Origin of the sequence: Planomonospora sp. ID82291, assembly GCF_015711645.1 — a bacterium.
Lineage (GTDB): Bacteria > Actinomycetota > Actinomycetes > Streptosporangiales > Streptosporangiaceae > Planomonospora.
Window position 1 is genome coordinate 1,401,460 of record NZ_JABTEX010000001.1, and the last position, 21,426, is coordinate 1,422,885.

The window sequence follows — 21,426 nt, forward strand, 5'->3', positions numbered from 1 at the left end:
CCGCCCGGGATTCCCCCGGGCCGGCCGGCGCCCCGCTCACCGGACGGCGTTACTCGACCATCCAGTGCAGCGCGTAGTACGACAGCGCGGCGACCAGCGCGGCGGCCGGGATCGTCAGGACCCAGGCGGTCACGATGTTGCCCGCCACGCCCCAGCGCACGGCCGACAGGCGCTTGGTCGCGCCCACGCCCATGATGGCGCTGGTGATGGTGTGGGTGGTGGAGATCGGCGCGCCGAAGCCGATCGCCGCGCCGTACAGGACGGTCGAGGCGGCGGCCTCCGCCGCGAACCCCTGCGGGGGGTCCAGGGCGATGATCCGGCGGCCGAGGGTGCGCATGATCCGCCAGCCGCCCGCGTAGGTGCCCAGCGAGATCGCCGTGGCGGCGGCCAGGATGACCCACTGGGGGATGGGGTCCTTCGGCTGCGCGTACCCGCCGACCACGAGCGCCAGGAAGATCACGCCCATGGTCTTCTGCGCGTCCTGCAGACCGTGCCCGAGGGCCATCGCCGCCGCCGAGAGCGTCTGGGCGTGGCGGAAGCCGCGGTTGGCCCGGCTGGGATGGGCCCTCCGGAAGGCCCACAGGATGCCGATCATGACGGCGCCGGCCAGCGTGAAACCGATCAGCGGGGACAGGATCATGGGGATGACGACCTTGGCCACCACCCCGTCCCAGTGGATGACGCTGGCCGAGGCGAGCGCCGACCCGATCAGTCCGCCGATCAGCGCGTGGCTGCTGGAGGAGGGCAGCCCGAAGTACCAGGTGACCATGTTCCAGGTGATCGCGCCGATCAGCCCGGCGCACACGATCACCAGGCCGTGGGATCCCTCGGGGGCGTCGATGATGCCCTTGCCGACGGTCGACGCCACCTGGGTGCCGAGGTGGGCGCCCAGGAAGTTCATCGCCGCGGCCATGAACAGCGCGGCCCTCGGGGTCAGCGCGCGGGTCGAGACCGAGGTCGCGATCGCGTTCGCGGCGTCGTGGAAGCCGTTGGTGTAGTCGAAGACCAGCGCGACGACCACCACCCCGATGACCAGGGCGAGCGAGAGGTCCACTTAACTTTCCTTGACCGCGATCGACTCGATCGTGTTCGCCACGTGCTCGAAGGCGTCGGCGGCGCCCTCCAGCTGGTCGATGACTTCCTTCATCTTCATGACGGTGAGCGCGTCGTACTCCCCGCTGAAGAGCTTGGCGAGCAGGCGGCGGTAGATCTGGTCGGCCTGGTTCTCCAGGCGGTTGACCTCGATCCAGTACTCGTTCAGGTTGCGCATCGAACGCAGCCGCGGCATGGCCTCGGCGGTCAGCTCGGCGGCCCGCTCCAGGACCTCGACCTGCCCGACGACCTCCTTGGGGAGGTGGTCGATCTGGTAGAGGACGATGAGGTCGGCGGCGGCCTCCATGAAGTCCATCACGTCGTCCAGGTTGGCCGCCAGGCGGTAGATGTCCTCGCGGTCGAAGGGCGTGATGAAGCTCTCATTGAGGCGGTTCATGATCGCGTGGGTGCGCTCGTCACCCGCGTGCTCACACGCGCGCATCTTCTCGGCCAGGGCCTCCCTGTCCGATCCTTCACTAATGATCTCTACCAGCAGCCGGGACGCTGTGACGAGGTTGTTCGCCGAGTCGGCGAACAAGTCGTAGTAGCTGTCCTCACTAGGTGTGAGACGCAGGCGCACGTCGATCTCCAGATGTGCGGGGATGGTCCGCAGAGAAGAGTAAGGGTTACCAGCAGAAATGCGAACTTCACCCGCTAGAGGCCCACTCTTCCCCCTGTCGCTACCCCCCGTATGCCTGGCGACACACGGGCGGGAGAGCTTTGGCGGCATCTTTCCGTCGACCGGTTTGCTGGTGTTTGACCATGTTATGACGAATACTGACCATACATGGGGGCCCGCGACGTATGGCGAGAGCGTCCGTTTCGCCTACTTTGGTGGGGCCTGACTGCTTCGGTGGCCTCCGACCACGTCTTCCCCATCGCCGTGGTGACCGCGCTCCTCGCCGGCGACCCGGACGGCTCGGCCATCGGGGTGGTGCTCGCCGGACGGCTGGTGGCCCTGGTGTCCTTCGCCGTCTTCGGCGGGGTCTGGGCCGACCGGCTCCCCCGCAGGCTCGTCATGGCGGTCTCCCAGTGCGCCCTGCTGCTGATCGTCGCCGTCGCGGCCCTCTGGCCCTCCCCCGCCGTACTCGGCGTCGCCGTCTTCCTCGCCGGCGGTACGGAGGCCTTCTTCCGCCCCGCCTTCCAGGCCTGCCTCGCCTCGGTGCTCCCCGGGGACCTCCACCGCACCGGCGTCGGCCTGACCAGCACGTCCTGGCGGATCGGCGCCGTCGCCGGTTCCGTCATCGGCGCCCTGGCGGTCACCCTCCTGAACCCGCGGGCGGCGCTCTGGCTCGCCGCGGCGGGCTTCGCGGCCGGCGCCCTGCTGCTCCGCCGGGTCCACGAACCCCCGGCCGCGCACGCGCTCCGGCTCCCGGTCTCCGTCGAGATCCGCGAGGGCGTCGCCGAGGTCTCCCGGCGCCCCTGGATGGCCGTCGTGATATCCGTCACGGCGCTGCACCAGACCTTCATCGTGGCCCCCGCCCAGGTGCTGCTCCCGGTCAGCACCGCCTCGCCGTACCGGTCCCCGCTGGACGGGATGTACGGGCTCACCCTGGCGGCGCTCTCGCTCGGCGGCCTGATCGGCGCGGTCGCCGCCATGCGCCTGTCACCCCGGCGGCCCGGCCTCGTCGCCATGGTCGGGCTCCTGCCGTACGGCCTCGTGCCCCTGGCCCTGATGGAGCCGATCGTCCCCGGCCGGGTCTTCGCCTGCTACCTGCTGGCCGGGATCGGCCTGGAGATCTCCGCCATCGAGTGGATCGTCGGCATGCTCCGCGCCGTCCGGCCCGACCGGCAGGCCCGGGTGGCCTCCCTGGAGTGGATGGCGGCGCTGAGCATGAGCCCGTTCGGCCTGGCGCTGGCGGTGCCGCTCTCGGAGGCGCTGGGCCCCGGCCTCTTCCTGTCCGCCAGCGCCGCCACCGCCCTCCTGCCGCTCCTCGCCCTGCTCGTCCCCGGGCTGCTCCTCTTCGACGGCGAACGCAGCCCCCACGGCGGATCCGGCCGGGCGGACGGGTCGGGCGGGGACGGCGGGACCGCTCCGGACGGCGGGACCGGCGTCAGATCCGGGTCCGGTGGAAGTTCAGGTGGGAGCGGCTCGGCGTCGGACCCCGCTGACCCTGGTAGCGGGAGCCGTACTTCTCGGACCCGTAGGGGTGCGTCGCCGGCGAGCTGAGCCGGAACATGCACAGCTGACCGATCTTCATGCCCGGCCAGAGCTTGATCGGGAGCGTCGCGACGTTGGAGAGCTCCAGCGTCACGTGCCCGCTGAACCCGGGGTCGATGAACCCGGCCGTGGAGTGCGTGAGCAGGCCGAGCCGGCCAAGGGAGCTCTTGCCCTCCAGCCGGGAGGCGATGTCGTCCGGCAGGGTGATGACCTCGTAGGTGCCGGCCAGGACGAACTCCCCCGGATGCAGGATGAACGGCTCGTCCCCCTCCGGCTCGACCAGACGGGTCAGGTCGGGCTGCTCGACCGCCGGGTCGATGTGCGGGTAGCGGTGGTTCTCGAAGACCCTGAAGTAGCGGTCCAGGCGCACGTCGACGCTGGAGGGCTGGATCATCTCCGGCTGGAAGGGATCGAGCCCGACCCGTCCGGACTCGATCTCGGCGAGGATGTCACGATCGGAAAGCAGCACGTGAGGCAACCTACCAACGGGCGCCCGCTCCGGATAAGCCGAGAAACTCGGGCCCGTCGAGGGTCCAGAGTGGCCGGAGTTTCCGCTACAGTGGTTGGCGCGGCACGCCGCTGCGGGTGTAGTTCAATGGCAGAACATCAGCTTCCCAAGCTGACAGCGCGGGTTCGATTCCCGTCACCCGCTCCAATCACTGAGGCCCAGGTCAGGAACATGATTCCGACCCGGGCCTTGATCTTTCTCGGGACCCTCTCACGCTTCCGTGCCCGTTACGTGCCCGATCCCTCTTGATCTTCGTCTTTCAGGGCCTCCTCGGCGAGCCTGCCCATGCCGTCGGCGATCTTCCGGTCACGCTCGCTCTCGGTGTGCAGATAGATCAGCGCGGCCCGGGTGGTCGAGTGCCCCATCCGGTTCATCAGCTCGCGGAGCGTCGCGCCCGACTGCGAGGCGAACGTGTTGCCGGTGTGACGCAGATCATGGAAGTGGACACCGGAGAGGCCAGCTCCCTTGAGCGCCTTGGTCCAGGCCCGGGTGAACGTCGACCGCCGCAGCATGGCGCCCTTCGCCCCCAGGAAGACGAACGCCCCGTCGCGGTCATCGGTGTACCGGTCGAGGTGCGCGCGGAGCTCGGAGATCACGATCTCGGGCAGCGCCACCGTGCGCCGGCCCGCCGCGGACTTGGGCGGTCCGATGGTCACCGAGCCGTCCTTGAGTTCGGTGGTGGATCCCACGACCTTGACCGTCCGGGCCTCCAGGTCGAGATGCCTGCGTTGGAGCGCCGCCAGCTCTCCCCACCGCAGACTGCCGAAAGTCGCCAGGAGCACCAGCGCCCGGAAGCGGGGTTCGATCGCGTCGGCCAGGGCGAAGACCTGCCTGACGGTCAGCGTGGGCCGCTCCGGGGACTCCTCCTTGCCGCCGCTCTTGATCTGGCACGGATTCTCCTTGATCATCCGGTCCTCCACCGCCGTGTTCAGGATCGCCTTGAGCAGTCGGTACGCCTTGGCCACGGTCACCGGGCCGACGCCGGAGTCCAAGAGCGTCTTGCGCCACTTGCGGACGTGAGCGGGCTTGATCCCGTTCACGGCCAGGTCGCCGAACGTCGGGACCAGGTGGATCCGGAGAAGGCCCTCGTAGAGCTGGGCCGTCTTGGGCCGCAGGCCGGGCCGTTCGTTCACCCAGTCGGAGCCGTACTCCTTGAAGGAGACCTTCCCGAGGTCCGGGTTCGTCCAGTCCTCGTCGATGATCTCCGCTTCCTTCTTCGTCAGCCAGACCTCGGCGTCACGCTTGGTCGCGAAGGTCTCCGGGGCGGGGCGGTCCACTCCGTCAGGGCCGGGGTAGCGAGCCTGCCAGCGTCCGGAGGGCAGTTGCCGAACACGGCCGAAGCGCCTCTTGGCCGGCCTGCTCCTGGGAGAACGCCGGGGCTCTTCGTCGGGGGTGCCGAGGGCGGTCCTGGCCATTACGCGGTCCTCCTGCGTCGTGTGGTGATGATCGGTTCTACGAGCCCCGCCGCGATGAACGCCTCAAGCGCCGCTTCGGGGATGCGGACGTTGCGCCCGACGTGGACGAAGGTGATCCGGCGCTCCTCGATCAGGCGACGAGGGAAGCGGACGGAGGTGTTGAGCCGTTCGGCCGCCTGCTCGACGGTGAGAAGCCGCCCCCGCGCCGACTCGGGGAGGACCGGTGCCTGACTCTGCATGCTCTTCCTGCTCATGCCGCCCTCCTCGTTGCCGGAAGATCCGGCCCGGGTGCCTGCTCTTGCAGGGCGAGGAGAGTCGATCGCCAGCGCTGGCGTTCGGCGACCATGCGCAGCAGACGCAGGGCGAGCGAGGGGACGTCACCGTCTCCGGCCGGGACGGGCTTCCAGAGGTAGCGGTGCGGGTCGATCGGCTCATCGGCCAGGCCGAGCGCTTCCAGGACCCAGGTGCGGCGGTCGCGCTTGTGTTCGGCCAGGGTCTTGTTCGACCACTTCCGGGAGACCAGGACCCGGCGTCCGGCGTAGCCGAGGTGTTCGGGCTTGTGGGCCTTGCCCCGACACCGGCCCGGCGTCATGCCCGGCTTGGCGTCCTTCGGCTGCACGCCGTAGCGCAGCCAGTTCGGGCAGGTCGGCGAGCACGGTTCGTACCGCAGGGCCTCGACCAGCCGGGCCGCGTGATCCCGCCGGGCGGCATCATCGGTATCGAGGCTCTCGCCGAGGGATTTCGTCAGGTACTTCGACAGGTAGCGGATGCACTGGTCGGCGTCCGGGGTCCCGGCGAGCACGCCCTGAACGTCGACCTGGTCGCCGAAGCGGATCACGTGCAGGGGTTCGGCGTCGTCGTCGGTGTCGAGCCGGTCGAGGACCTCATTCCAGGTGGGCAGCAGCTCCCCCGTGGCGGGGTCGAGGTAGTCGCCGTTCTGCCCGTCCGGATAAGCTGCGCCGTCGGGCAGGTCGGCCCGTGGCGTCCACACCGGCAGGTGATCGCCCTCGAAGCGGACTTCATCGGCCGCCGGCCACCACACCTGGTGGTACGTCGCGGCGGCGATCTGCTTGATCTCCGCGCGGGGCAGGGTGCCGCGCACCGCCATGTGCAGGTGTGGGGCGAGCCGCTTCTGAGGCTCCACGGATGCGAAGTACTGCACGTCATATCCCGCCACGCGCCGGAGGTTCTGCACGAACCGGTCGACCAGCTTGGAGAAGTGCAGCGCATCCCGAGCCGCCCGCCGGTAGTCGTAGGAGGCCGGGTCGACCGGCACGCCCTGGCCGGCCCGGATCCGGCCGTAGGACGGCAGGGTCAGCGTGATGAACATCGACGGCCGGTAGACCTTCCCATCGGTGCCGGAGAAGGCTCTACCGAGCGTGGTGGGGCTCATGGTCCGCTTGGGCAGGTCCGGGGCGTCCTGCCGCCGCCGGGTCGACCGGGAGCGCCGGGAGGCCGCCCGGCCGGACAAGGTGCCGCGCATCCCGGCCGCGCGGATCTCCTCATCGATCTCGGTGATCGCCGCGTCCCAGTCGGCGACCTCCTCGGGCGTGCCGTCGCGTTCAGCGGTGTCCCGCTTGGCCTGCACGTCTGCGCGGAACTCGATCAGCCACCGCTGCTGCTCGTCCGGCTCATCCGGGGTGGTCACCGGTTCGTGGTCGAGGTGCCAGCCCTCCCGGCACTGGGCCATGCGCAGATAGCGGTTGCGTTTCGCGCACGGCGGGCACACGGTCTCCCGGGTGGCGCCGCACGGGACGTTGACGTCCTCGCTGTGGCCGGTACGTACGTCCAGCCGCCGCAGCACGATCGGGCGGATGCACACGCCGTTGTGCTTGGCGATCTCCACGGCCACGTCCAGAGCGACCGGCATCCTCTGCCGCTGCGCCCGAGACAGACCCCGGTCGTTCGGGTTGCTCATTCGTTCACCTCCTCGCGGTGGATCTCGGCCAGCTCCGCCGCCAGGCGGAAGACGGTCCCGTAGGGGTCGACGGTCACGGAGACGTTCGACAGCTCGAAGGCCACCACCCGCTGCGTACGGCGCGGCCCCAGCAGCGCCAGGATGGGCCGCTCGCAGATGCGGGTGATCTCCTCGTCGGTGCCGTAGAAGCAGACCCTCATGCCGCCACCGCCTCGGCCATGGCGCGGATGTCGGTGTCGGAGACGTAGGCCGCGCGCACCCGGATCGGATCCGGGGAGGCTTCCAGGCGGACGTAGCCGACGCCCGCGCCCTGCTGCGGGATGGGTGAGATGTGGTCGGCCAGCGCGCCCCGGTCGCGGGCGCCGTCGCCGAGCACCATGTCCACCTGTTCGGACTCGTCCAACCGGAGGGCGATCTTGTCGGGGAACAGGTTGCGGATGGTGAGCACGTCTTTGCGCGGGTCCTGGAGCGCCGCCATCACCCCGACGCCGACCGCTCGCCCTTGCGTGGTGAGCGTCGCGAGCGCGGCGGAGATGCGCTGCTTCAAGGCCCGGTCGGACTGGTAGGCGGTCAGGAACGCCACCTCGTCGACCACGACCAGGACGAACGGGTCCTCCGGTGTCGGGGTGTGGGAGCGCTGCTGGCCGGCGAACCGGTCGGCCCGCTCCTGCATCACCGCAACGGCCGCGTCCAGGAGGTCGGCGCACTGCTCCGGGGTCGCCGCGTACCGGTCGCCGAACAAGGCGCGGCCGAAGGACAGTTCCATGCGCTTGGGGTCGAGCGCCCAGATCTGCACCAGGCCCGCACGGACGGCCGGGAGCAGGCCGCGGATGGTCGACCAGATCACCGAGCCCTTGCCCGCCCCGGTGGCCCCGGCGACGAGGACATGGGTGCCGTGAACCTTCAACAGCCACGGGGTACCGTCCTCGCGGGTGCCGATGCGCACCGGCCCCACCGATGCCTCTTCCGGGATCGGCATCGCCGGAAGCGGCGTGACCAGGGGATCATGCCGAGGGAAGACGAGCACCAGGCGGCCCGCCCGCGCGATCGAGACCCGGCAGGAGCGGGCGCCGAAGCCGTGCGCCAGGTGGTCGATGCGGTCGGCCCAGTCCTTGACCGCCTGGCCGTGCAGCATCTTCACCGTCACGACGTCGGCCCACGAGGTGCAGCGCACCCGGATCAGGTGGGGGAGGTAGTCCCGGCCGCGCAGGTGCCGCCCGAGTCCAGAGACGATCATCACGGCCTGCCAGTGCCGCCGGTAGATCCAGACGAAGCGCCAGAAGGCCAGCAGCCGCCAGCCCACCAGGCGCAGGAACGAGGGCCGGTGCACCGAGCACCACAGCGCCGGCACGGTCACGGCCACCGCGATCACGACCAGGCTCATGCGCCAGCCGTACAGCCAGGCCACCACGCACGGGATGGCGACGACGGCCGAGGCGATCGGGTGCCGCCACAGCAGCCGGACCAGACCGGCGAGCAGCCGAGCCGTGAAGATGACGAGCGTGACGAACGCCGGGGTCCGCACCACAGCGGGGCGGAACACCACGGCGGTATCAGGGGTGGTGGAGACGAGGTGCTGCGCCTCGTCACCGGGCATCTTCTTGAACATTAGACTTCAGTCCTCTCTTGAATCGCATCTGGGGAGAACCGAGGGGCCGCCGGAAGTTCCCGCTTCTGGCGGCCCCGCTTGCAGGTCAGGCCGCGTTCGCGTCGGCCGAGGTGGAGCGTTCGGCGTGCAGCTGCTCGCACATGGCGAGGTAGCGGGCGGCGGCGTCGGCGAGCCGACGGGCGAGCGTCACGTCCTGGTCGGTGACCGGCCCGCCGCCCGTGGTGGACAGCGACACCCGCGCCTCAGCGCTGGAGACGGTCAGGATCGGCCGCTGCCGTTCGGTCCCCAGCACCGTGACCGCCAGGTCTCCGGTGTGGAAGGAGACGCCGAGCCGGGTACCGTCGGCGTCGATCGACGTCGTGACGAAGGTGTACGGCTTGTGCTCGCTCACGCCGCGGCCTCCTTACCGGCCGCCGTCTTGACCGGGGCTCCGGCCGCGCGGGGAGCCCGCATGGACGTGGCCCGGATGGAGTAGGCCAGGCGACCGGTGTTCTGGCCGACGTACGGGGTCACGGTCATGCCGTCGAACTCGACCGGCACGAACGGCAGGCCCGGCAGCGCGGGCGGAACGACCGGCTCGACCGGCGACAGGATCTTGACCGACACCGTCTTCTGGCCGGCCTTCACCGCCGGGTCGGCGTCCATCACCGCGACCTGCCAGACCAGTTCGCCGGTGGTCTTGTCCTTGGCGTAGACGGTGCGGCTGCTGGTCGAGGCATCGAAGTCCTTGACCTGCTCGACCGCGCCGACGATGTAGCAGCCGTGCGGGAAGACCTGCTCGAAGCTGATCGGAATGGGTCCCTGAATAGCCATGATCACTCCTTTCATCAGGAACGCCCTTCATTCGGACGTCCACTTGTGCGGACAAGTTGAGAGTAGGCGATCCCACTCGTCCGCACAAGTGAATAAGCGGATCGAGTGGGAGGGCCGTCAGCTCACCGGGTAGACGTCGAGCAGCTCGTGCAGGTCCCCCGGCATGGCCACGCTCATGGCCAGCAGCACGGTTCCCGAGGCGTCGTGCACCGTGGCCAGCACCCCGAGCACGGGTGCGGATGAGCCGAGCAATTCGGCTTCCTCCTCGGTGGACATGCGCGCGGTCAGGCGTTCGGTGATGTGGTCGAAGCGCAGGTGCTTGACCGCCTGGAGATGCTGCCGGATCCCGTGCCGCAGCGGTTCGGGCTTGTCCAGGTCGGTGCCGAGCGCCACCTCCAGCGGGAACCAGAAGGTCTCCACCGCGGAGCGCCGGCCGCCCTGCTTGGCCACCCTCCGGCGTTCGATCACCGGAGTCCGGGCGTCGACCCCCAGCAGGCGCGCGACGTGCCGGGGAGCCGGAACGCGGCGCACGTCGGTGATGCTCTCGGCGCTCTCGGCGTGCTCGGCCGTCTCCAGCGCGGGCCGGATCCGATCGGCCGAGGTCTCCGGCCGGCCTTTGACGAACGAGCCGCGCCCGTGCTCGCGCTCGATCCACCCTTGCATGGCAAGCGTCTGCAACGCCCGCACCACGGTGGTACGGCCGACGCCGAACTCCCGGACGAGCTGCGTCTCGGACGGCAGCATGTCACCGGGCGCGTATTCACCCTCGGTGATGCGCTGCTGTATCGCCGTCATCACCTGGGCGTACTTCGGTGGGGCGAAGTCCATGCTCATCTCAACCGCCCGATCACTCTTCCACTTGTCTGCATAAGCACAGTACCGGCGGAGTGGAGACCTGTCAGGACCTCAGCACCCACGGGCATCCCGAGGTCAGCGGACCAGGCCCGCCATCAGCGCCGACCACATCTCCCGCGCTCTGCGGCACGACCACGCTTCACTGTAGGAGACGGCCCGCCCGCCGTCCCGGTCGACGGTGCGGCGGATGAACGCCAGCCCGCCGGCCTCGCACAACTCGTAGAAGGTCACCCGGTGCTGATGGCAGGTCCAGGCCACCACTCGCACCCGGCCGAACCGGGCCGCGCCGTACCAGGTCAATGCCCGGTGCTCGTCCCGCACTGGAGGCAGGTGCAGGGACGGGCACGGCGATTCCCAGCCGAGGGCCCGAGCGTTCACGAGGTGACCCGCTCGAAGCGCACCGTCCCGGCCGGGTCGACGGTCGCGGTGAAGATGATCCGCCGGGACCAGTCGTCCGGGACGGTGCCGAAGTCGTAGACCCGGTGGACGATGCGCCCCCACACCGTCACGTCGGCCTGCGCAGGTTCGGCCGCCAGGCGGCGCAGCGCCGTGCGCAGGGTGTCCATCGCGGTGGCCTGCCCGGAGTTGGTCCCGCACGGTCCCAGCTCGTCGACCCCGGCGGAGGTGGAGAACACCTCCCACTCGAACATCTCCACGACCTGCGTGGCCGAGTCGTTGCTGTCGCAGTACAGGCAGTCCTCGCGCGCGGACATCTCCAGGTGCAGCCCCATGGCCGCCACGTATCCCCGACGAGTGACGATCTTCCAGCCGCGCCCGTCACACGCGGTGCACTTAACCGGTGTTGTCATGCCGGAAAGGATGTCCAACCAGACTTTCTCCGCCTATTCCACGCGGATATACCAGGGTGAGATATAGAGTCCGGCCTGTAGCGATGCACCACCTCGGGGACTGGCAACCGGAGGACGGGAATGCACGGGAACGCGTTCGATCCGATCGAGATCCCCGCTCAGGTGTGGGACCGCGAAGAAAGCCGGGAAATCCTCAAAAGCCGGGATGTAGCCGGGTTGTTCAACCTCGCTGTCAAGTACAGCGGCGCCACCCAGGTCCGCATCAGCACCGCCACCGGCATCCCGCAAGGCCGCATCAGCGAGATCATCCGCCGCCAGCGCCAGGTCACCGACCTGGAGGTCTTCGAGCGCATCGCCGCCGGCCTGGGCCTGCCCGACCACGCGCGCATGCTCTTCGGCCTGGCCCCGCTCGATACCGCCTCCCCGACCGGGGACCACGGAGGCGAGCACCAGGAGCAGATCGAGGAGCTGACGGCCCGCCTCGAAGCCTCCGCCGTCGTCGACCCCGTCATGGTCATGATCCTGACGATGGAGACCAACAACCTGCGGCTGATGGACCGCCGCGTCGGCGGGGTGGCCATCGCCGACAAGATGCGCGCTCAGATCGCCCACATCGAACACGTCCACCGCCACGCCGTACGGCCCGGCATCCGCGCCCAGCTCGCCCACGTCCTTGCCGAAACCGCGTCCCTGGCCGGATGGCAGGCCATCAACACCGGCGCCCTGGCCGACGCGTGGGATCACTACGAGCGTGCCAAGGCCGCCGCCCGCGAAGCCGATAACCCTGCCGTCCTGGCCTACGTCTCCGGCGAGCAGGCATACGTGCTCATGGACCTGGGACGGCCGGCCGAGGCCACCGAACTCCTCCAGTACCTGCACGCCACCCACCGCGACCGCATCCCCCCGCGCCTGCGGACCTGGCTGGCCGCCGCCGAAGCCGAAGCCGCCGCCATCCTGGGGGACGAGGCCACCTGCCGCACCGCACTGGAGCAGGCCGCCGCGCTGCTGCCGGACGGGGCCGCCGACGAGGACATGCCGTACCTGTCACTGGACCGCCATCACCTGGCCCGCTGGCGCGGCAACTGCCTGGTGCGCTTCGGTGACCCCGGCACGGTCGAGGATCTGCGCTCCGCGCTGGCCGGGATGGACGGCACCTACAACCGCGCCGAGTCCGCGCTCCGCTGCGACCTGGGACACGCTCTGCTGGCCGGAGGGGAGCCCGAGGCCGCCCAGCCGCACATTCAGCGCGCCCAGCAGCTGGCGACCATGACCGGCTCCCGCCGCCAGCGCAAGCGCATCGAGGAGCTGTCTCGCGCCGTCAAGCGCGCCCTGAACTGAGCCGCGCCTGAGCCGCATACAGCCCGATCAACGTCCCCGACGTCCAGATGTCCCCGCGGGCGATCATGTCCGGGATCTCCGCCATCGGGATCCACTCGATGAGGTCCGCTTCCACCTCTTCACCGGTCGGCTTGCCGACGAGGTCGGCACCGCGGACGAGGAACAGGCTGTGCTCCGAATCGACCATGCCGGCCATCGGCTGGTAGGTGACCAGGTGCTCAGTCTCCTTGGGCCGGTACCCGGTCTCCTCCTCCACCTCCCGGACGGCCGTCGTCATCGGGTCCTCGCCTGTATCGACCAGGCCGCCCGGCAGCTCCCAGCCCCACCGGTCGAACAGGAACCGGTGCCGCCACATCATCAGCACCCGGTCCTGCTCATCGACCACCACCGCGATAGCCGCCCGGTCCAGATGCACCGCGTGATGCTCGAACCGCTCCCCACCCGGGATCTCCACGTCCACCAGGCCCAACCGGATCCACCGGTTGTCGTAGACCAGCCGTTCCCCGTGCACGATCCAGCGCGTCTGCTCTTCATTGGTAGCCACATAGTGAAGTTACCGGCCGAGGTCGCCGACGTACATGCAAACATCGAAGGGATCGTTCCGCTATCGGCATCGTCCACGCTCGATGTGGTGACCTCGAAGTTCCGAAGTCAGGAACCCAGCCCTTCACCCTCAGAGTTTCTATAGCCTTCTAATTCGCCTAAAGTTTTTCTAACCTCTCCACGCAAAAGCGCCCTACCGGCAACAAGTGCCGCATGGATTTCCCTTGCCGTGACAGGGATTGAATGCTCCCCTCTTCGGCGAACAATGGAAATCATTCCACGCTGGTATTTTCCGTCAAAAAATGCACCTTGCACCAAGAAAGGTTTACGTTCTTCCGGCTGAGGAGGAATTAGAAGACATAGAACCTCTCCACCATCTACCGGAACACTCTCAATCTTCAAGCGCTCTATTGGAGGATGGACGTGTGCATCCAAAGACTGGTGGTAGTTATGCACTCTCTTACGGTCTATCGGCAGGGGAGCCATCTTTCGTAAGACATCACGCCCGTCCTCCTTTTCTGAACGTATTCCCAATATTAATATACCCCCATATTCAGAGTTGGCGAATCTGGCCACATCCTCAGCAAGTTCGCACTGCCACTGCTTGTCTCGCTTCATCTCATAGGGGGCAGACTTGACCTCTAGCCACTCGTTCTCAGGAATACCCAATATCCGCTTGACTTCGCCAGCTCGAACCAGCTCGTAAACAGCTCTCGGATCAGAAAACGAGTTATTAAAGAAAAATGATGAATAATTTAACTCTTTTCTGATAGCGCATATCTGACCAATGTTAAGGCTGGAGGGGCAGAGGGCTTGAATACTCCATGTGTAAAGCCCAGGATCACTAGTGAAGTGTACGGCCTCAAACTCTTTGATTCCTTCGGGCGAGATAAGCCGACACCCATACTCTTCCAAGATTGAACCAATTCTACTCACAAGAGCCCGCAAGGGGATATTTTTGGCAGATCTTACAGATAGCTCGAAAGGGAGCTCGGGACCCGATATGAAGTCAACAAAAACCATGGGACTCTCCTCCCAAGGGAGAGGATCCCTGTCATCAATACAAAGATTCACATCACCATTATTCAGGCTCGCCGCTTTCCTTGAAACATCCCTCCCTAGATCCGACTCAAGATACTCGAATACTGCATCACGAAAAGATTCCAGTGAAACATTTGGCGCATCGTTGCTGGATATTTCAAAATCCACTCCCCCGACCGTCCATGCAGTCAATCTTCCTGCGTCAGTTTGGATTTCTATACTCTGCCACGGACGGACATTATCCGGTCTGCTCATCATGATGTCAGTATGGCGGAGCATCCCTGGGCTGTCTTCCCCTTTGGGAGCATTCCGGACTGCGCTGGAGCCAAAGCCGGAGATGTGGACGAGTAACCAGTGCACTGCTGAATTGTTCTTGTAGAGATCAAGGCGGCGGCGCGGCGCGCCGCCGCACGGCCCAGCGTCGCGGACCCCGGCCGCGCATGCGGCCTGGGGGCCGGTCACGGCCGGGGCCGCACTCGGGCCGCGCACCGACCGCCGACCCCGCCGTACGCAACGAACCCGCCGCACCAAGGCCGCCCCGCCGCTACTTCCGCTGCTTCTGGGCGATCCGATCCAGCGCCTCCGCCAGCTCAACAGCGGACGAGACCTGAACACCTTCCTGCTCCAGCGACTGGTCATCCCAGTCAACGCGCGTCACGTCCAACGTGCCGCCCCGGAAGACCGCAACCACGCACTCGATCGAAGCCCGCTCCATCTGAAGGATGTAGACCGGATCCATACCGGGGGCATCGAACGGGCCCTCCACGGTAAGCGTGATCCCGTCAGCGGCCAGCGCTTCAGACCGATCACGCCTCCATCGCTCCACCGCCGCAACGGTCGGCTCGTCTTCACCACGAGAATGCAGATCGCCCACAGCCCACGATCCTTGCAGCGTTCGGTAACACCCCGCCTCCGGCAGGGGCACTCCGGCTCCGGGATGATCGCCAAGGGCGTGCTCATCGCCGCCGGCCTACCGGTGGCTGGGGTAGGGGCCTGATCGTCCCGTCTGCCCTCGACCCGGGACAAGCCGAGCAGACCACGGGCCGGGGCGCCAGGTCGTTCGTCCGCAGGGCGCTCCACCTGGCGCCCCGGCCCATGCCCTGCTTCCCCTGCGGGCGGGTCGACGGCAGACGGGATGATCAGGCGGGCGGGGTGCGGGCTTGTCGTGAGCCCTCCACTATGGAGTCCATGGGACAGAACGACATATCGCCGGCCACAGCCGAAGCCGTCGAGACCCGTGAAGATCTCGCCCGCTTCGTTGAGGCCCTTCACGCAGAGCTGATCAACGGAGCGGTCTGGGAGAACGACCGCCTGGAACGCTTCCTGGAAGCGTTGGCTGCCTGGATCAGATCATCCCCCGGCTACTACATGAACACGGGTCGTCCTGCCCCTGACAATGCCTCCTGGTCGTTCTTCGCCAACGCGCTGGGAGCGGCAAGGATCTACGAGTAGGCCGTGCCCGTTGCGTGCCCGTCAGCAGAGGGAGCGAGGGGGACTCACGGGGAACCACGGGCAGCCGGACTGCTCCCCCCGCAGGTCAGCGTTTCCCCAGCTCAGCCACAAAGATCACTAGAGACTTCCCAAGCTGACAGCGCGGGTTCGATTCCCGTCACCCGCTCCAATCACTGAGGCCCAGGTCAGGGAGACGTCCCCAACCCGGGCCTTGATCGTTTCTAGTGCCGCATCAGGCAACGTTCGCCCTGTCGACGACGGCGCGTAGGCGCCGGTCGTCGGCATGGCGGTTGCGCCAGATGATGTAGCGGCGGATCATGCTGCCCTGCTCCTTGTGACTGGCGTGGTCGGTGCCGTCCAGGGCGAAGTAGCGCAGCGCGGTGAACTGGGCCTCGATGCGATTCAGCCACGAGGAGTTGGTCGGGGTGTAGGCGATCTCGACGTTGCTGGCCGCGGCCCAGTCGCCGACCCGGGCGTCCCTCTTCGTGGTCAGGTGCGGGGAGAAGTTGTCGCACACGATGGCGATGCGGGTCTCCGGCGGGTAGAGGCTGCGCAGGTAGCGGCAGAACTCCAGGAACCGGGTGCGGGTCTTGACCGGCTTGATGTGCCCGTAGAGCTTGTCCTTGCCCAGGTCGTAGGCGGCGAACAGGTGCCGGACCCCGTGCGGGCGGGTGTAGGTGGCCCGCCGTCGGGGCCGGGGCTCGCGGTCGGGGTCCTTGTGCCGTCCGCCGCGTTCGGCCCACTGGCGTCCGGGGTGGGGCTGGAGGTTGAGCGGCCCGAACTCGTCGACGCAGACGACGACGTCGGGTTCGCCCGGCTCGGGTGTGACCTCGCCGTCGGCGATCGCGTACAGGTGCTCGATGCGGGCCTTCTTGGCGGCGTAGTCCGGATCGCGGGAGGTCTTCCAGGTCTTCACGCGTTGAAACGAGACGCCCTCCTGGCGGAGCAGAACCCGGAGGCCCTCGTGGCTGATGTCGTCGACCACCCCCTCGGCGACCAGGAAGTCGGCCAGCTTGGCCAGGCTCCAGGTCGAGAACGGCAGGCCGTGCTCGGCCGGCTTGGACTTGGCGATCTTCTTGATCTCGCGGCGTTCGGGCAGGGTGAAGGTCCTGGGCCGGCCGCCCCGGTACTTGGGTTGCAGGGAGTCGAAGCCGTCGGTGTTGAAGTTGTGGATGACGTCGCGGACCCGGTCGGGGCTGGTGAACGTCACCTCGGCGATCTTCGGTACGGGCATGCCCTGGGCCGACAGCAGCACCATCTGCGCGCGCCGCCAGGTCACCACCGATCCGGTGCCGCGGCGGATGGTCCGCAGCAGTCGTCTGCCTTCGTCGTCGTCGATCTCACGGACCTGTACGCGTTCAGCCACGCCGTTCATCATGGCGGCTCGGTGCCGTCCGGCGCAGCAGCCGGACGGCAGTTCACAACGAGGCGAACGTTGCCTGATGCGGCACTAGAGCCTGCGAGCCGTCTCCCCGGAGGTTCACCGCCAGTGCGGTGAAGCCGGGAGTCTCCCCGCCTCTCCTCTGTAAGCTCATAGCCAGCGAGAGGAGCCGCCACATGACCGCGCAGCCACAGGAATTCCCCGCTTCCATCCCACCGGCACCGGAGAAGACCCTGCGTGCCATCCGCGCCGCGCTGGTCACGCCTCAAGACCGCGAAGCGTTCGACGCCGGGCTCAGAGCCGTACTCGACGAAGTCCGGGTCAGCCTGGATCTCAGCGTGCTGAACGCCTTCGTCCACCGCTGGTGGATCTCCGCGTGCGACTCGGCGAAGAACCCCGAAGGACGCCGCCAGATGCACACCAGGGCCGAGCAGATCATCGCCGGTGAACCATCCCGCCAGGGCAGACCGTGGCGTGAAGTCCTGGCGGAGCGCGGAATCGAGCTGTAGGTGTACCAGGTCCTGCTCGACCCGATCGCTGAGGGACAGATCGCCGAACTCCCCGAGGAAGCCTTGCGTCCGCTCGAGGAACTGCTCGCCCTCCTGGAGATCGCGCCGTGGAGCGGGCAACCGTACAACCCGGCCAATCCCAAGGCGAACATGCTCACCCACGCTTTCGGTGAGCGTGGTCTCGCGACGTACATCGTGCTGGACGAACAACGCGAGATCTATCTCATCCGGATCGAATGGCCGTAACGGCTTCGCACTCGGACTCAACCACCTGCTCCTACGGCAAGCGCATGACCGCTTCGCGGATCAGCGGGTCGGCAGCTCTGTGATCTCTCCTGCAGTGGTCCACCGAGATCACCATCCGAAGCGTCTCGTTTCCGGGTGGAAAAGCATGGGCGAGGACTTCGTACTCCCGGCCATCCTCACCGAGGACGTGCTCCCAGTCCTTGTCGCCGTTCTCTTCCATCACGGCAAGCTCGTCGTAGCGTGCGACACGTCGCCACTGGCCCAGGTGCTCCTCCACGATCCCCGCCGCGACCTGCTCGTTCAGCTTCACCGGATCACCTTGCCGCTCGCGCCATTAGCGTGCCATTAGACAGGGTGACGAGGGGTCGACCACGGTCACTCACGACCGGCCCGAGGCCCAGCTCAGCCGCTCTACGAGGCATGATCGATGCACTTCCCAAGCTGACAGCGCGGGTTCGATTCCCGCCACCCGCTCCAAAACCTCTCAAGCGAGTACGGCCGGCAGCAGTCTGAACACCGGAATGTGCCGGGGCCGGATCAGAGTGAAGTCTCGGCGATCGAGCGTCGCGATCTGCGTGACATCCAACCGCTCAGCGATGGCGACGACAGACACATCCGCCGGATCAAGACGCGCGTCCTTGTAGCACCGGACGAGTTCGGCCATGCGCCGCACGTCAGCAGGGCAGAGATCGACCAACTCGAACTCTTCCGTCACGAGATCAAGGAACTGGGCATGTACGGCTGCCCCCATGTGCTTGTTGATCGTCCAACCGGCTTCGATGAGAACCGTCGAGGGCAGCAGCAGCGGCCCCTCCAGTTCCTCCAAGAGACGTACGCATGAGGCGTGGTGCTTGTCATCTCGGTCGACGACGGCGATCAGAGGGCCGGTGTCCAGAAGCGTGGCGGTCACACCGAACGATTGAACCGCTCCGCCAGCAGATCTTCGACCCGTTCCGACAGATCCCCTTCACCGGAGGCACCGATCCCCGCGATCGACAACCGCCGACGTCCAACCGGCTCATCGATCTCTTCGTCCACGATCTCAGCCAACTCCGGATCCGTCTTCACCAGACGCAGCAGACGACGCGCCTGGTCCGGAGAGAGCCGATCGACCAGATGGTGGAGTTCCTCGTGCGCGTACCCGGCAGTCATACCCCTGAGTCTACGTAAGCGTCCGCGCTTACCCCAGCCCAACCGCCGTATCAGCGGTGTCTTGACATCAAGGCTTCGTGCCGGATCCGTGCCAGAACAGGCGGGAAACCGCGGTCACTCACGGGGACTCACGGTCAACCGGCACACCCTGACCTTCACCCCCGTTTCCCCAGCTCAGCCCAGCATGATCAGTAGCCGGTTCCCAAGCTGACAGCGCGGGTTCGATTCCCGTCACCCGCTCCAAGAAAGAAGGCCCAGCTCAAGAACCTGATCTAGAGCTGATCTTCGTTTTCTTGACGCTGACGACTCTCGAGCAAGCCTGTCGCGGCTGAAGTCTGCCACCGCGGAAGGAGCAGCGGAGCCCGCGGACTGATCTTAAAAGTGGCCGCCTGTAACTTATGCGGTCGCGAGCTGCCGATGATGCACCGTTAGAGGCTCGATTTCAGTGGTGTCGTCGTCGACGACGAGTTCGACGCGGAACCGAACCCCCATTGCCGCACCGATGCGCAGCAGTGTCGCTATATCCGGGATACCGCCACCGCCCTCGATACGAGACAGAGCGGGTTGGGACATCCCGGAGCGCTCCGCTACGACCTTCTGAGACAAGCCTCGACGCCTACGGATCTCACGCAACTGGTCTCCGAGCTCCAGGTCACGGCCCGCCTGCTCGTATTCGGAGTGGGGCTGCGCATCTGCTTCCATCTCGCGCAGACGCTTCGCCTTGTAGGTTTCCCAACGGCTGTGACCCATCATGCGCTCCTCTCGAACACGTGCGTGGTGGTTAGGTCGTGCTCAGCCTCACACCGCTTCTTAGCAGCGATCGCTCGGGCGATGTCGGCGGTCTGCGTCCCGTCCTGTGTCTTACGAAAGACCGTGAGGACCACGATCACCTTGTTGGCCGGCTTCCAGAAGGTCAACCGCCAGGTCATGCGGTCGAGAGCAACACGCAGCTCGTGCACATCTTCGGCATCCTTCAGCTTCTTCACGTGATCCCCATCAGGGATGCCGCCAGTGACGAGATAGTCGTCTACGTTCCGCATGACCCGCTGGTAGAGCGGAAAGGAAAGTCCGTCCAGCCAAGACTCCACCTCCGGCTCTAGATCGATCTCCCACTGAGACATACCATAAATAGTATATGCATTCGATGGTAACTCGTGGCGGAGATGATTGCCAGTCCCACCCCCGCATCCACTTCTCGATCTTGGTTGCTCGTCCAGGTCCTCCTAGGCGACGTTGATCACGTGCCAGATCCGTTCCAGAGCAGGCAGGGAACCTCTGTCATCCACGGAGACTCACGGTCAACCGGACTACCCTGACCTGCACCTTCGTTTCCCAGCTCAGCCCGGCAAGATCAGTAGCCGGTTCCCAAGCTGACAGCGCGGGTTCGATTCCCGTCACCCGCTCCACACACCGAGGCCCAGGTCAGGAAGAGAATCCCGACCCGGGCCTTGATCGTTCCTAGTGCGGCTTCGGCACCGTACGAGATCGAACGCCACTCCGGCTGCGATCAGCTCGCCTCCTGCAGCGGCTGGAACTGGACGCTCAACCGCATCTCCAGAGCCTCCGCCAACCGCTCCAGCATCGGGATGGTGGGCATCGTCCCGCCCGCTTCGAACCGCGCCACCGCCGGCTGCTTCAGCCCCGTACGCTCGGCCAGCTCTGCCTGGGTCAGCCCGAGCTGCTCACGCCGCAGCCGTACCGCCTCACCCAGCTCGAACCGGATCCTGGCCGCCTCGTATGCCGCTCCCGCACCAGGGCGGCTCATGATCTCGGCCTTCTTGTCCGCCCAGGCCCTGCGCTCCCCCATGCCGCTCACTCCTCATCCGCGGTGTGGGCCTCAGCGATGCACCGCCGCATGGCCCGCCACGCACGCTCGATCTCGACGGACTCCCGCATCCGCTGCTTACGGAACACCGTCAGCATGACGATCCGCCTCCCCGGAGCGATCCAGTAGGTGATCCGTACCGCCTCCCGGTGCAGATGGAACCGCGGCTCCCGCAGCTTGCCGCGGAGTTGCCGGGTGTAGGGCTCGTCGAGCAGGACACCACGCTCGGCCAGCAGATCGACGTAGAACGCCGCCGTCTCCTGGTCCTCCTGATCAAGCGTGTCGAACCACTCATCGACCTCCGGCTCCAGTTCATAACGCGGACGTTATAGCGAGAGCAAGAGTCGCGTCCCAAGAACATGAAACCGGGCTTCTCTGGTGACCGGTCCTTCCTTGGAAGCGTCTGTGGTCACATATGTGATCGTCGTGCCATTAGACAGGGCGACGAGGGGTCGACCACGGTCACTCACGACCGCCCGAACGCCCAGCTCAGCCATCCTACGAGGCGTGATCGATGCACTTCCCAAGCTGACAGCGCGGGTTCGATTCCCGTCACCCGCTCTCAAGCTTCAAGGCTCAAGTCGGAGGGAATCCCCGGATCCTAGGCCCTGATCTTTCTCGGGACCTTCACACGCTTCCGTGTCCGTTACGTGCCCGACCCCTCTCGATCTTCATCTTTCAGGGCCTCCTCGGTGAGCCTTCCCATGCCGTCGGCGACCTTTCCGCCTCGTTCGCTCTCGGTACAAAGATTCGAGGCGC

Annotated in this window: 30 protein-coding genes and 1 tRNA gene; 7 read left to right on the forward strand and 24 right to left on the reverse strand. The window is 66.9% G+C overall.

All coding sequences use genetic code 11. The annotated features are described in order from the left end of the window. Positions 1 to 49: 49 nt before the first annotated feature. Both HS045_RS06040 and HS045_RS06045 read right to left on the reverse strand, forming a co-directional pair. Positions 50 to 1,054 (reverse strand): inorganic phosphate transporter, encoded by a 1,005-nt coding sequence (locus HS045_RS06040; RefSeq protein WP_196450142.1) that lies wholly within the window; start codon positions 1,052 to 1,054, stop codon positions 50 to 52. Beyond that, positions 1,055 to 1,672, reverse strand: a complete 618-nt coding sequence (locus tag HS045_RS06045) for a DUF47 domain-containing protein (protein WP_196450143.1) — start codon at positions 1,670 to 1,672, stop codon at positions 1,055 to 1,057. A 273-nt stretch (positions 1,673 to 1,945) separates the two neighbouring features. On the opposite strand from HS045_RS06045, the gene HS045_RS06050 reads away from it, so the two are divergent. Further along, a complete protein-coding gene (locus HS045_RS06050; RefSeq protein WP_196450144.1) occupies positions 1,946 to 3,262 on the forward strand; it encodes an MFS transporter in 1,317 nt (438 codons plus the stop codon). Here the strand turns inward: HS045_RS06050 and dcd are convergent. Further along, positions 3,147 to 3,722 carry a dCTP deaminase gene (gene dcd, locus HS045_RS06055; protein WP_196450145.1) on the reverse strand — a complete coding sequence of 192 codons (576 nt, stop codon included), beginning with the start codon at positions 3,720 to 3,722 and terminating at the stop codon, positions 3,147 to 3,149. The two genes, HS045_RS06050 and dcd, sit on opposite strands and share 116 nt — an antisense overlap. A gap of 112 nt (positions 3,723 to 3,834) precedes the next feature. Between dcd and HS045_RS06060 the strand changes: the two genes are divergently transcribed. After that, a tRNA-Gly gene (locus HS045_RS06060) sits at positions 3,835 to 3,908 on the forward strand. Positions 3,909 to 3,988: 80 nt separating this feature from the next. On the opposite strand, the gene HS045_RS06065 is transcribed toward HS045_RS06060, so the two are convergent. The 10 genes from HS045_RS06065 to HS045_RS06110 form a co-directional block, all read right to left on the reverse strand. Then, positions 3,989 to 5,038: a site-specific integrase gene (locus tag HS045_RS06065; RefSeq protein ID WP_307827395.1), complete on the reverse strand. Its 1,050-nt coding sequence runs from the start codon at positions 5,036 to 5,038 to the stop codon at positions 3,989 to 3,991. Between the two features lie 137 nt (positions 5,039 to 5,175). Next, complete coding sequence (locus HS045_RS06070) at positions 5,176 to 5,430, reverse strand: excisionase family DNA-binding protein (protein WP_230883453.1); 255 nt, start codon at positions 5,428 to 5,430, stop codon at positions 5,176 to 5,178. After that, positions 5,427 to 7,094 (reverse strand): replication initiator, encoded by a 1,668-nt coding sequence (locus HS045_RS06075; RefSeq protein WP_196450147.1) that lies wholly within the window; start codon positions 7,092 to 7,094, stop codon positions 5,427 to 5,429. The genes HS045_RS06070 and HS045_RS06075 overlap by 4 nt, the downstream gene beginning before the upstream one ends. After that, positions 7,091 to 7,294, reverse strand: a complete 204-nt coding sequence (locus HS045_RS06080; protein ID WP_196439708.1) for a hypothetical protein — start codon at positions 7,292 to 7,294, stop codon at positions 7,091 to 7,093. The genes HS045_RS06075 and HS045_RS06080 overlap by 4 nt, the downstream gene beginning before the upstream one ends. Then, entirely contained in the window at positions 7,291 to 8,703 is a 1,413-nt protein-coding gene (locus HS045_RS06085; protein ID WP_196450148.1) for an FtsK/SpoIIIE domain-containing protein, read from the reverse strand. Before HS045_RS06085 ends, HS045_RS06080 begins: the two co-directional genes overlap by 4 nt. Positions 8,704 to 8,788: 85 nt before the next feature. Continuing rightward, on the reverse strand, positions 8,789 to 9,094 hold the full coding sequence (locus HS045_RS06090; RefSeq protein ID WP_196450149.1) for a hypothetical protein: 306 nt from the start codon (positions 9,092 to 9,094) through the stop codon (positions 8,789 to 8,791). Next, positions 9,091 to 9,516 (reverse strand): plasmid replication, integration and excision activator, encoded by a 426-nt coding sequence (locus HS045_RS06095; RefSeq protein ID WP_196450150.1) that lies wholly within the window; start codon positions 9,514 to 9,516, stop codon positions 9,091 to 9,093. The genes HS045_RS06090 and HS045_RS06095 overlap by 4 nt, the downstream gene beginning before the upstream one ends. A gap of 117 nt (positions 9,517 to 9,633) precedes the next feature. Beyond that, positions 9,634 to 10,350 carry a GntR family transcriptional regulator gene (locus HS045_RS06100; protein WP_196450151.1) on the reverse strand — a complete coding sequence of 239 codons (717 nt, stop codon included), beginning with the start codon at positions 10,348 to 10,350 and terminating at the stop codon, positions 9,634 to 9,636. A 96-nt stretch (positions 10,351 to 10,446) separates the two neighbouring features. Next, complete coding sequence (locus HS045_RS06105) at positions 10,447 to 10,749, reverse strand: hypothetical protein (RefSeq protein ID WP_196450152.1); 303 nt, start codon at positions 10,747 to 10,749, stop codon at positions 10,447 to 10,449. After that, the gene (locus tag HS045_RS06110; protein ID WP_230883454.1) at positions 10,746 to 11,180 is read right to left on the reverse strand and encodes a hypothetical protein; all 435 of its coding nucleotides are present in this window, start codon (positions 11,178 to 11,180) and stop codon (positions 10,746 to 10,748) included. The genes HS045_RS06105 and HS045_RS06110 overlap by 4 nt, the downstream gene beginning before the upstream one ends. A gap of 216 nt (positions 11,181 to 11,396) precedes the next feature. On the opposite strand from HS045_RS06110, the gene HS045_RS06115 reads away from it, so the two are divergent. Beyond that, entirely contained in the window at positions 11,397 to 12,518 is a 1,122-nt protein-coding gene (locus tag HS045_RS06115; RefSeq protein ID WP_230883455.1) for an XRE family transcriptional regulator, read from the forward strand. Here the strand turns inward: HS045_RS06115 and HS045_RS06120 are convergent. The 3 genes from HS045_RS06120 to HS045_RS06130 form a co-directional block, all read right to left on the reverse strand. Beyond that, positions 12,499 to 13,062 carry an NUDIX hydrolase gene (locus HS045_RS06120; protein WP_196450154.1) on the reverse strand — a complete coding sequence of 188 codons (564 nt, stop codon included), beginning with the start codon at positions 13,060 to 13,062 and terminating at the stop codon, positions 12,499 to 12,501. The two genes, HS045_RS06115 and HS045_RS06120, sit on opposite strands and share 20 nt — an antisense overlap. A gap of 107 nt (positions 13,063 to 13,169) precedes the next feature. Then, complete coding sequence (locus HS045_RS06125) at positions 13,170 to 14,360, reverse strand: helix-turn-helix domain-containing protein (RefSeq protein ID WP_196450155.1); 1,191 nt, start codon at positions 14,358 to 14,360, stop codon at positions 13,170 to 13,172. 286 nt (positions 14,361 to 14,646) lie between these two features. Beyond that, positions 14,647 to 14,976: a hypothetical protein gene (locus HS045_RS06130; protein ID WP_196450156.1), complete on the reverse strand. Its 330-nt coding sequence runs from the start codon at positions 14,974 to 14,976 to the stop codon at positions 14,647 to 14,649. A gap of 314 nt (positions 14,977 to 15,290) precedes the next feature. Here HS045_RS06130 and HS045_RS06135 point away from each other — a divergent pair, with 314 nt between their 5' ends. After that, on the forward strand, positions 15,291 to 15,554 hold the full coding sequence (locus HS045_RS06135) for a hypothetical protein (protein ID WP_196450157.1): 264 nt from the start codon (positions 15,291 to 15,293) through the stop codon (positions 15,552 to 15,554). A gap of 232 nt (positions 15,555 to 15,786) precedes the next feature. Here HS045_RS06135 and HS045_RS06140 read toward each other — a convergent pair whose 3' ends face one another. Further along, positions 15,787 to 16,920, reverse strand: a complete 1,134-nt coding sequence (locus HS045_RS06140; RefSeq protein WP_196450158.1) for an IS630 family transposase — start codon at positions 16,918 to 16,920, stop codon at positions 15,787 to 15,789. A gap of 191 nt (positions 16,921 to 17,111) precedes the next feature. On the opposite strand from HS045_RS06140, the gene HS045_RS06145 reads away from it, so the two are divergent. Both HS045_RS06145 and HS045_RS06150 read left to right on the forward strand, forming a co-directional pair. Continuing rightward, positions 17,112 to 17,444 carry a DUF6247 family protein gene (locus tag HS045_RS06145; protein ID WP_196450159.1) on the forward strand — a complete coding sequence of 111 codons (333 nt, stop codon included), beginning with the start codon at positions 17,112 to 17,114 and terminating at the stop codon, positions 17,442 to 17,444. After that, positions 17,445 to 17,690, forward strand: a complete 246-nt coding sequence (locus tag HS045_RS06150; protein WP_196450160.1) for a hypothetical protein — start codon at positions 17,445 to 17,447, stop codon at positions 17,688 to 17,690. Positions 17,691 to 17,721: 31 nt separating this feature from the next. Here HS045_RS06150 and HS045_RS06155 read toward each other — a convergent pair whose 3' ends face one another. From HS045_RS06155 to HS045_RS06185, 7 genes are all read right to left on the reverse strand, one after another. Next, the gene (locus HS045_RS06155; RefSeq protein WP_196450161.1) at positions 17,722 to 18,000 is read right to left on the reverse strand and encodes a hypothetical protein; all 279 of its coding nucleotides are present in this window, start codon (positions 17,998 to 18,000) and stop codon (positions 17,722 to 17,724) included. 174 nt (positions 18,001 to 18,174) lie between these two features. Further along, positions 18,175 to 18,600, reverse strand: a complete 426-nt coding sequence (locus HS045_RS06160; protein ID WP_196450162.1) for a type II toxin-antitoxin system VapC family toxin — start codon at positions 18,598 to 18,600, stop codon at positions 18,175 to 18,177. After that, entirely contained in the window at positions 18,597 to 18,842 is a 246-nt protein-coding gene (locus tag HS045_RS06165) for a hypothetical protein (RefSeq protein WP_196450163.1), read from the reverse strand. Before HS045_RS06165 ends, HS045_RS06160 begins: the two co-directional genes overlap by 4 nt. 396 nt (positions 18,843 to 19,238) lie before the next feature. Further along, complete coding sequence (locus HS045_RS06170; protein WP_230883456.1) at positions 19,239 to 19,595, reverse strand: helix-turn-helix domain-containing protein; 357 nt, start codon at positions 19,593 to 19,595, stop codon at positions 19,239 to 19,241. Continuing rightward, entirely contained in the window at positions 19,592 to 19,963 is a 372-nt protein-coding gene (locus tag HS045_RS06175; RefSeq protein WP_196450164.1) for a type II toxin-antitoxin system RelE/ParE family toxin, read from the reverse strand. The genes HS045_RS06170 and HS045_RS06175 overlap by 4 nt, the downstream gene beginning before the upstream one ends. Positions 19,964 to 20,349: 386 nt before the next feature. Further along, complete coding sequence (locus HS045_RS06180) at positions 20,350 to 20,649, reverse strand: helix-turn-helix domain-containing protein (RefSeq protein WP_196450165.1); 300 nt, start codon at positions 20,647 to 20,649, stop codon at positions 20,350 to 20,352. Between the two features lie 5 nt (positions 20,650 to 20,654). After that, complete coding sequence (locus tag HS045_RS06185) at positions 20,655 to 20,903, reverse strand: type II toxin-antitoxin system RelE/ParE family toxin (protein ID WP_307827460.1); 249 nt, start codon at positions 20,901 to 20,903, stop codon at positions 20,655 to 20,657. Between HS045_RS06185 and HS045_RS34195 the strand changes: the two genes are divergently transcribed. Then, positions 20,817 to 20,999: a hypothetical protein gene (locus HS045_RS34195; RefSeq protein WP_230883457.1), complete on the forward strand. Its 183-nt coding sequence runs from the start codon at positions 20,817 to 20,819 to the stop codon at positions 20,997 to 20,999. The genes HS045_RS06185 and HS045_RS34195 overlap by 87 nt on opposite strands. Positions 21,000 to 21,426 lie beyond the last annotated feature (427 nt).

Excerpts from the sequence above, each read along its gene's own strand:
- HS045_RS06080 (WP_196439708.1), bottom strand. The coding sequence starts at position 7,294 with ATGAGGGTCTGCTTCTACGGCACCGACGAGGAGATCACCCGCATCTGC.
- HS045_RS06100 (WP_196450151.1), bottom strand. The coding sequence starts at position 10,350 with ATGAGCATGGACTTCGCCCCACCGAAGTACGCCCAGGTGATGACGGCG.
- HS045_RS06125 (WP_196450155.1), bottom strand. The coding sequence starts at position 14,360 with ATGATGAGCAGACCGGATAATGTCCGTCCGTGGCAGAGTATAGAAATC.
- HS045_RS06070 (WP_230883453.1), bottom strand. The coding sequence starts at position 5,430 with ATGAGCAGGAAGAGCATGCAGAGTCAGGCACCGGTCCTCCCCGAGTCG.
- HS045_RS06075 (WP_196450147.1), bottom strand. The coding sequence starts at position 7,094 with ATGAGCAACCCGAACGACCGGGGTCTGTCTCGGGCGCAGCGGCAGAGG.
- HS045_RS06135 (WP_196450157.1), top strand. The coding sequence starts at position 15,291 with ATGGGACAGAACGACATATCGCCGGCCACAGCCGAAGCCGTCGAGACC.
- HS045_RS06170 (WP_230883456.1), bottom strand. The coding sequence starts at position 19,595 with ATGATGGGTCACAGCCGTTGGGAAACCTACAAGGCGAAGCGTCTGCGC.
- HS045_RS06110 (WP_230883454.1), bottom strand. The coding sequence starts at position 11,180 with ATGACAACACCGGTTAAGTGCACCGCGTGTGACGGGCGCGGCTGGAAG.
- HS045_RS06085 (WP_196450148.1), bottom strand. The coding sequence starts at position 8,703 with ATGTTCAAGAAGATGCCCGGTGACGAGGCGCAGCACCTCGTCTCCACC.
- HS045_RS06095 (WP_196450150.1), bottom strand. The coding sequence starts at position 9,516 with ATGGCTATTCAGGGACCCATTCCGATCAGCTTCGAGCAGGTCTTCCCG.
- HS045_RS06180 (WP_196450165.1), bottom strand. The coding sequence starts at position 20,649 with ATGGGGGAGCGCAGGGCCTGGGCGGACAAGAAGGCCGAGATCATGAGC.
- HS045_RS06165 (WP_196450163.1), bottom strand. The coding sequence starts at position 18,842 with ATGACTGCCGGGTACGCGCACGAGGAACTCCACCATCTGGTCGATCGG.
- HS045_RS06175 (WP_196450164.1), bottom strand. The coding sequence starts at position 19,963 with ATGTCTCAGTGGGAGATCGATCTAGAGCCGGAGGTGGAGTCTTGGCTG.
- HS045_RS06145 (WP_196450159.1), top strand. The coding sequence starts at position 17,112 with ATGACCGCGCAGCCACAGGAATTCCCCGCTTCCATCCCACCGGCACCG.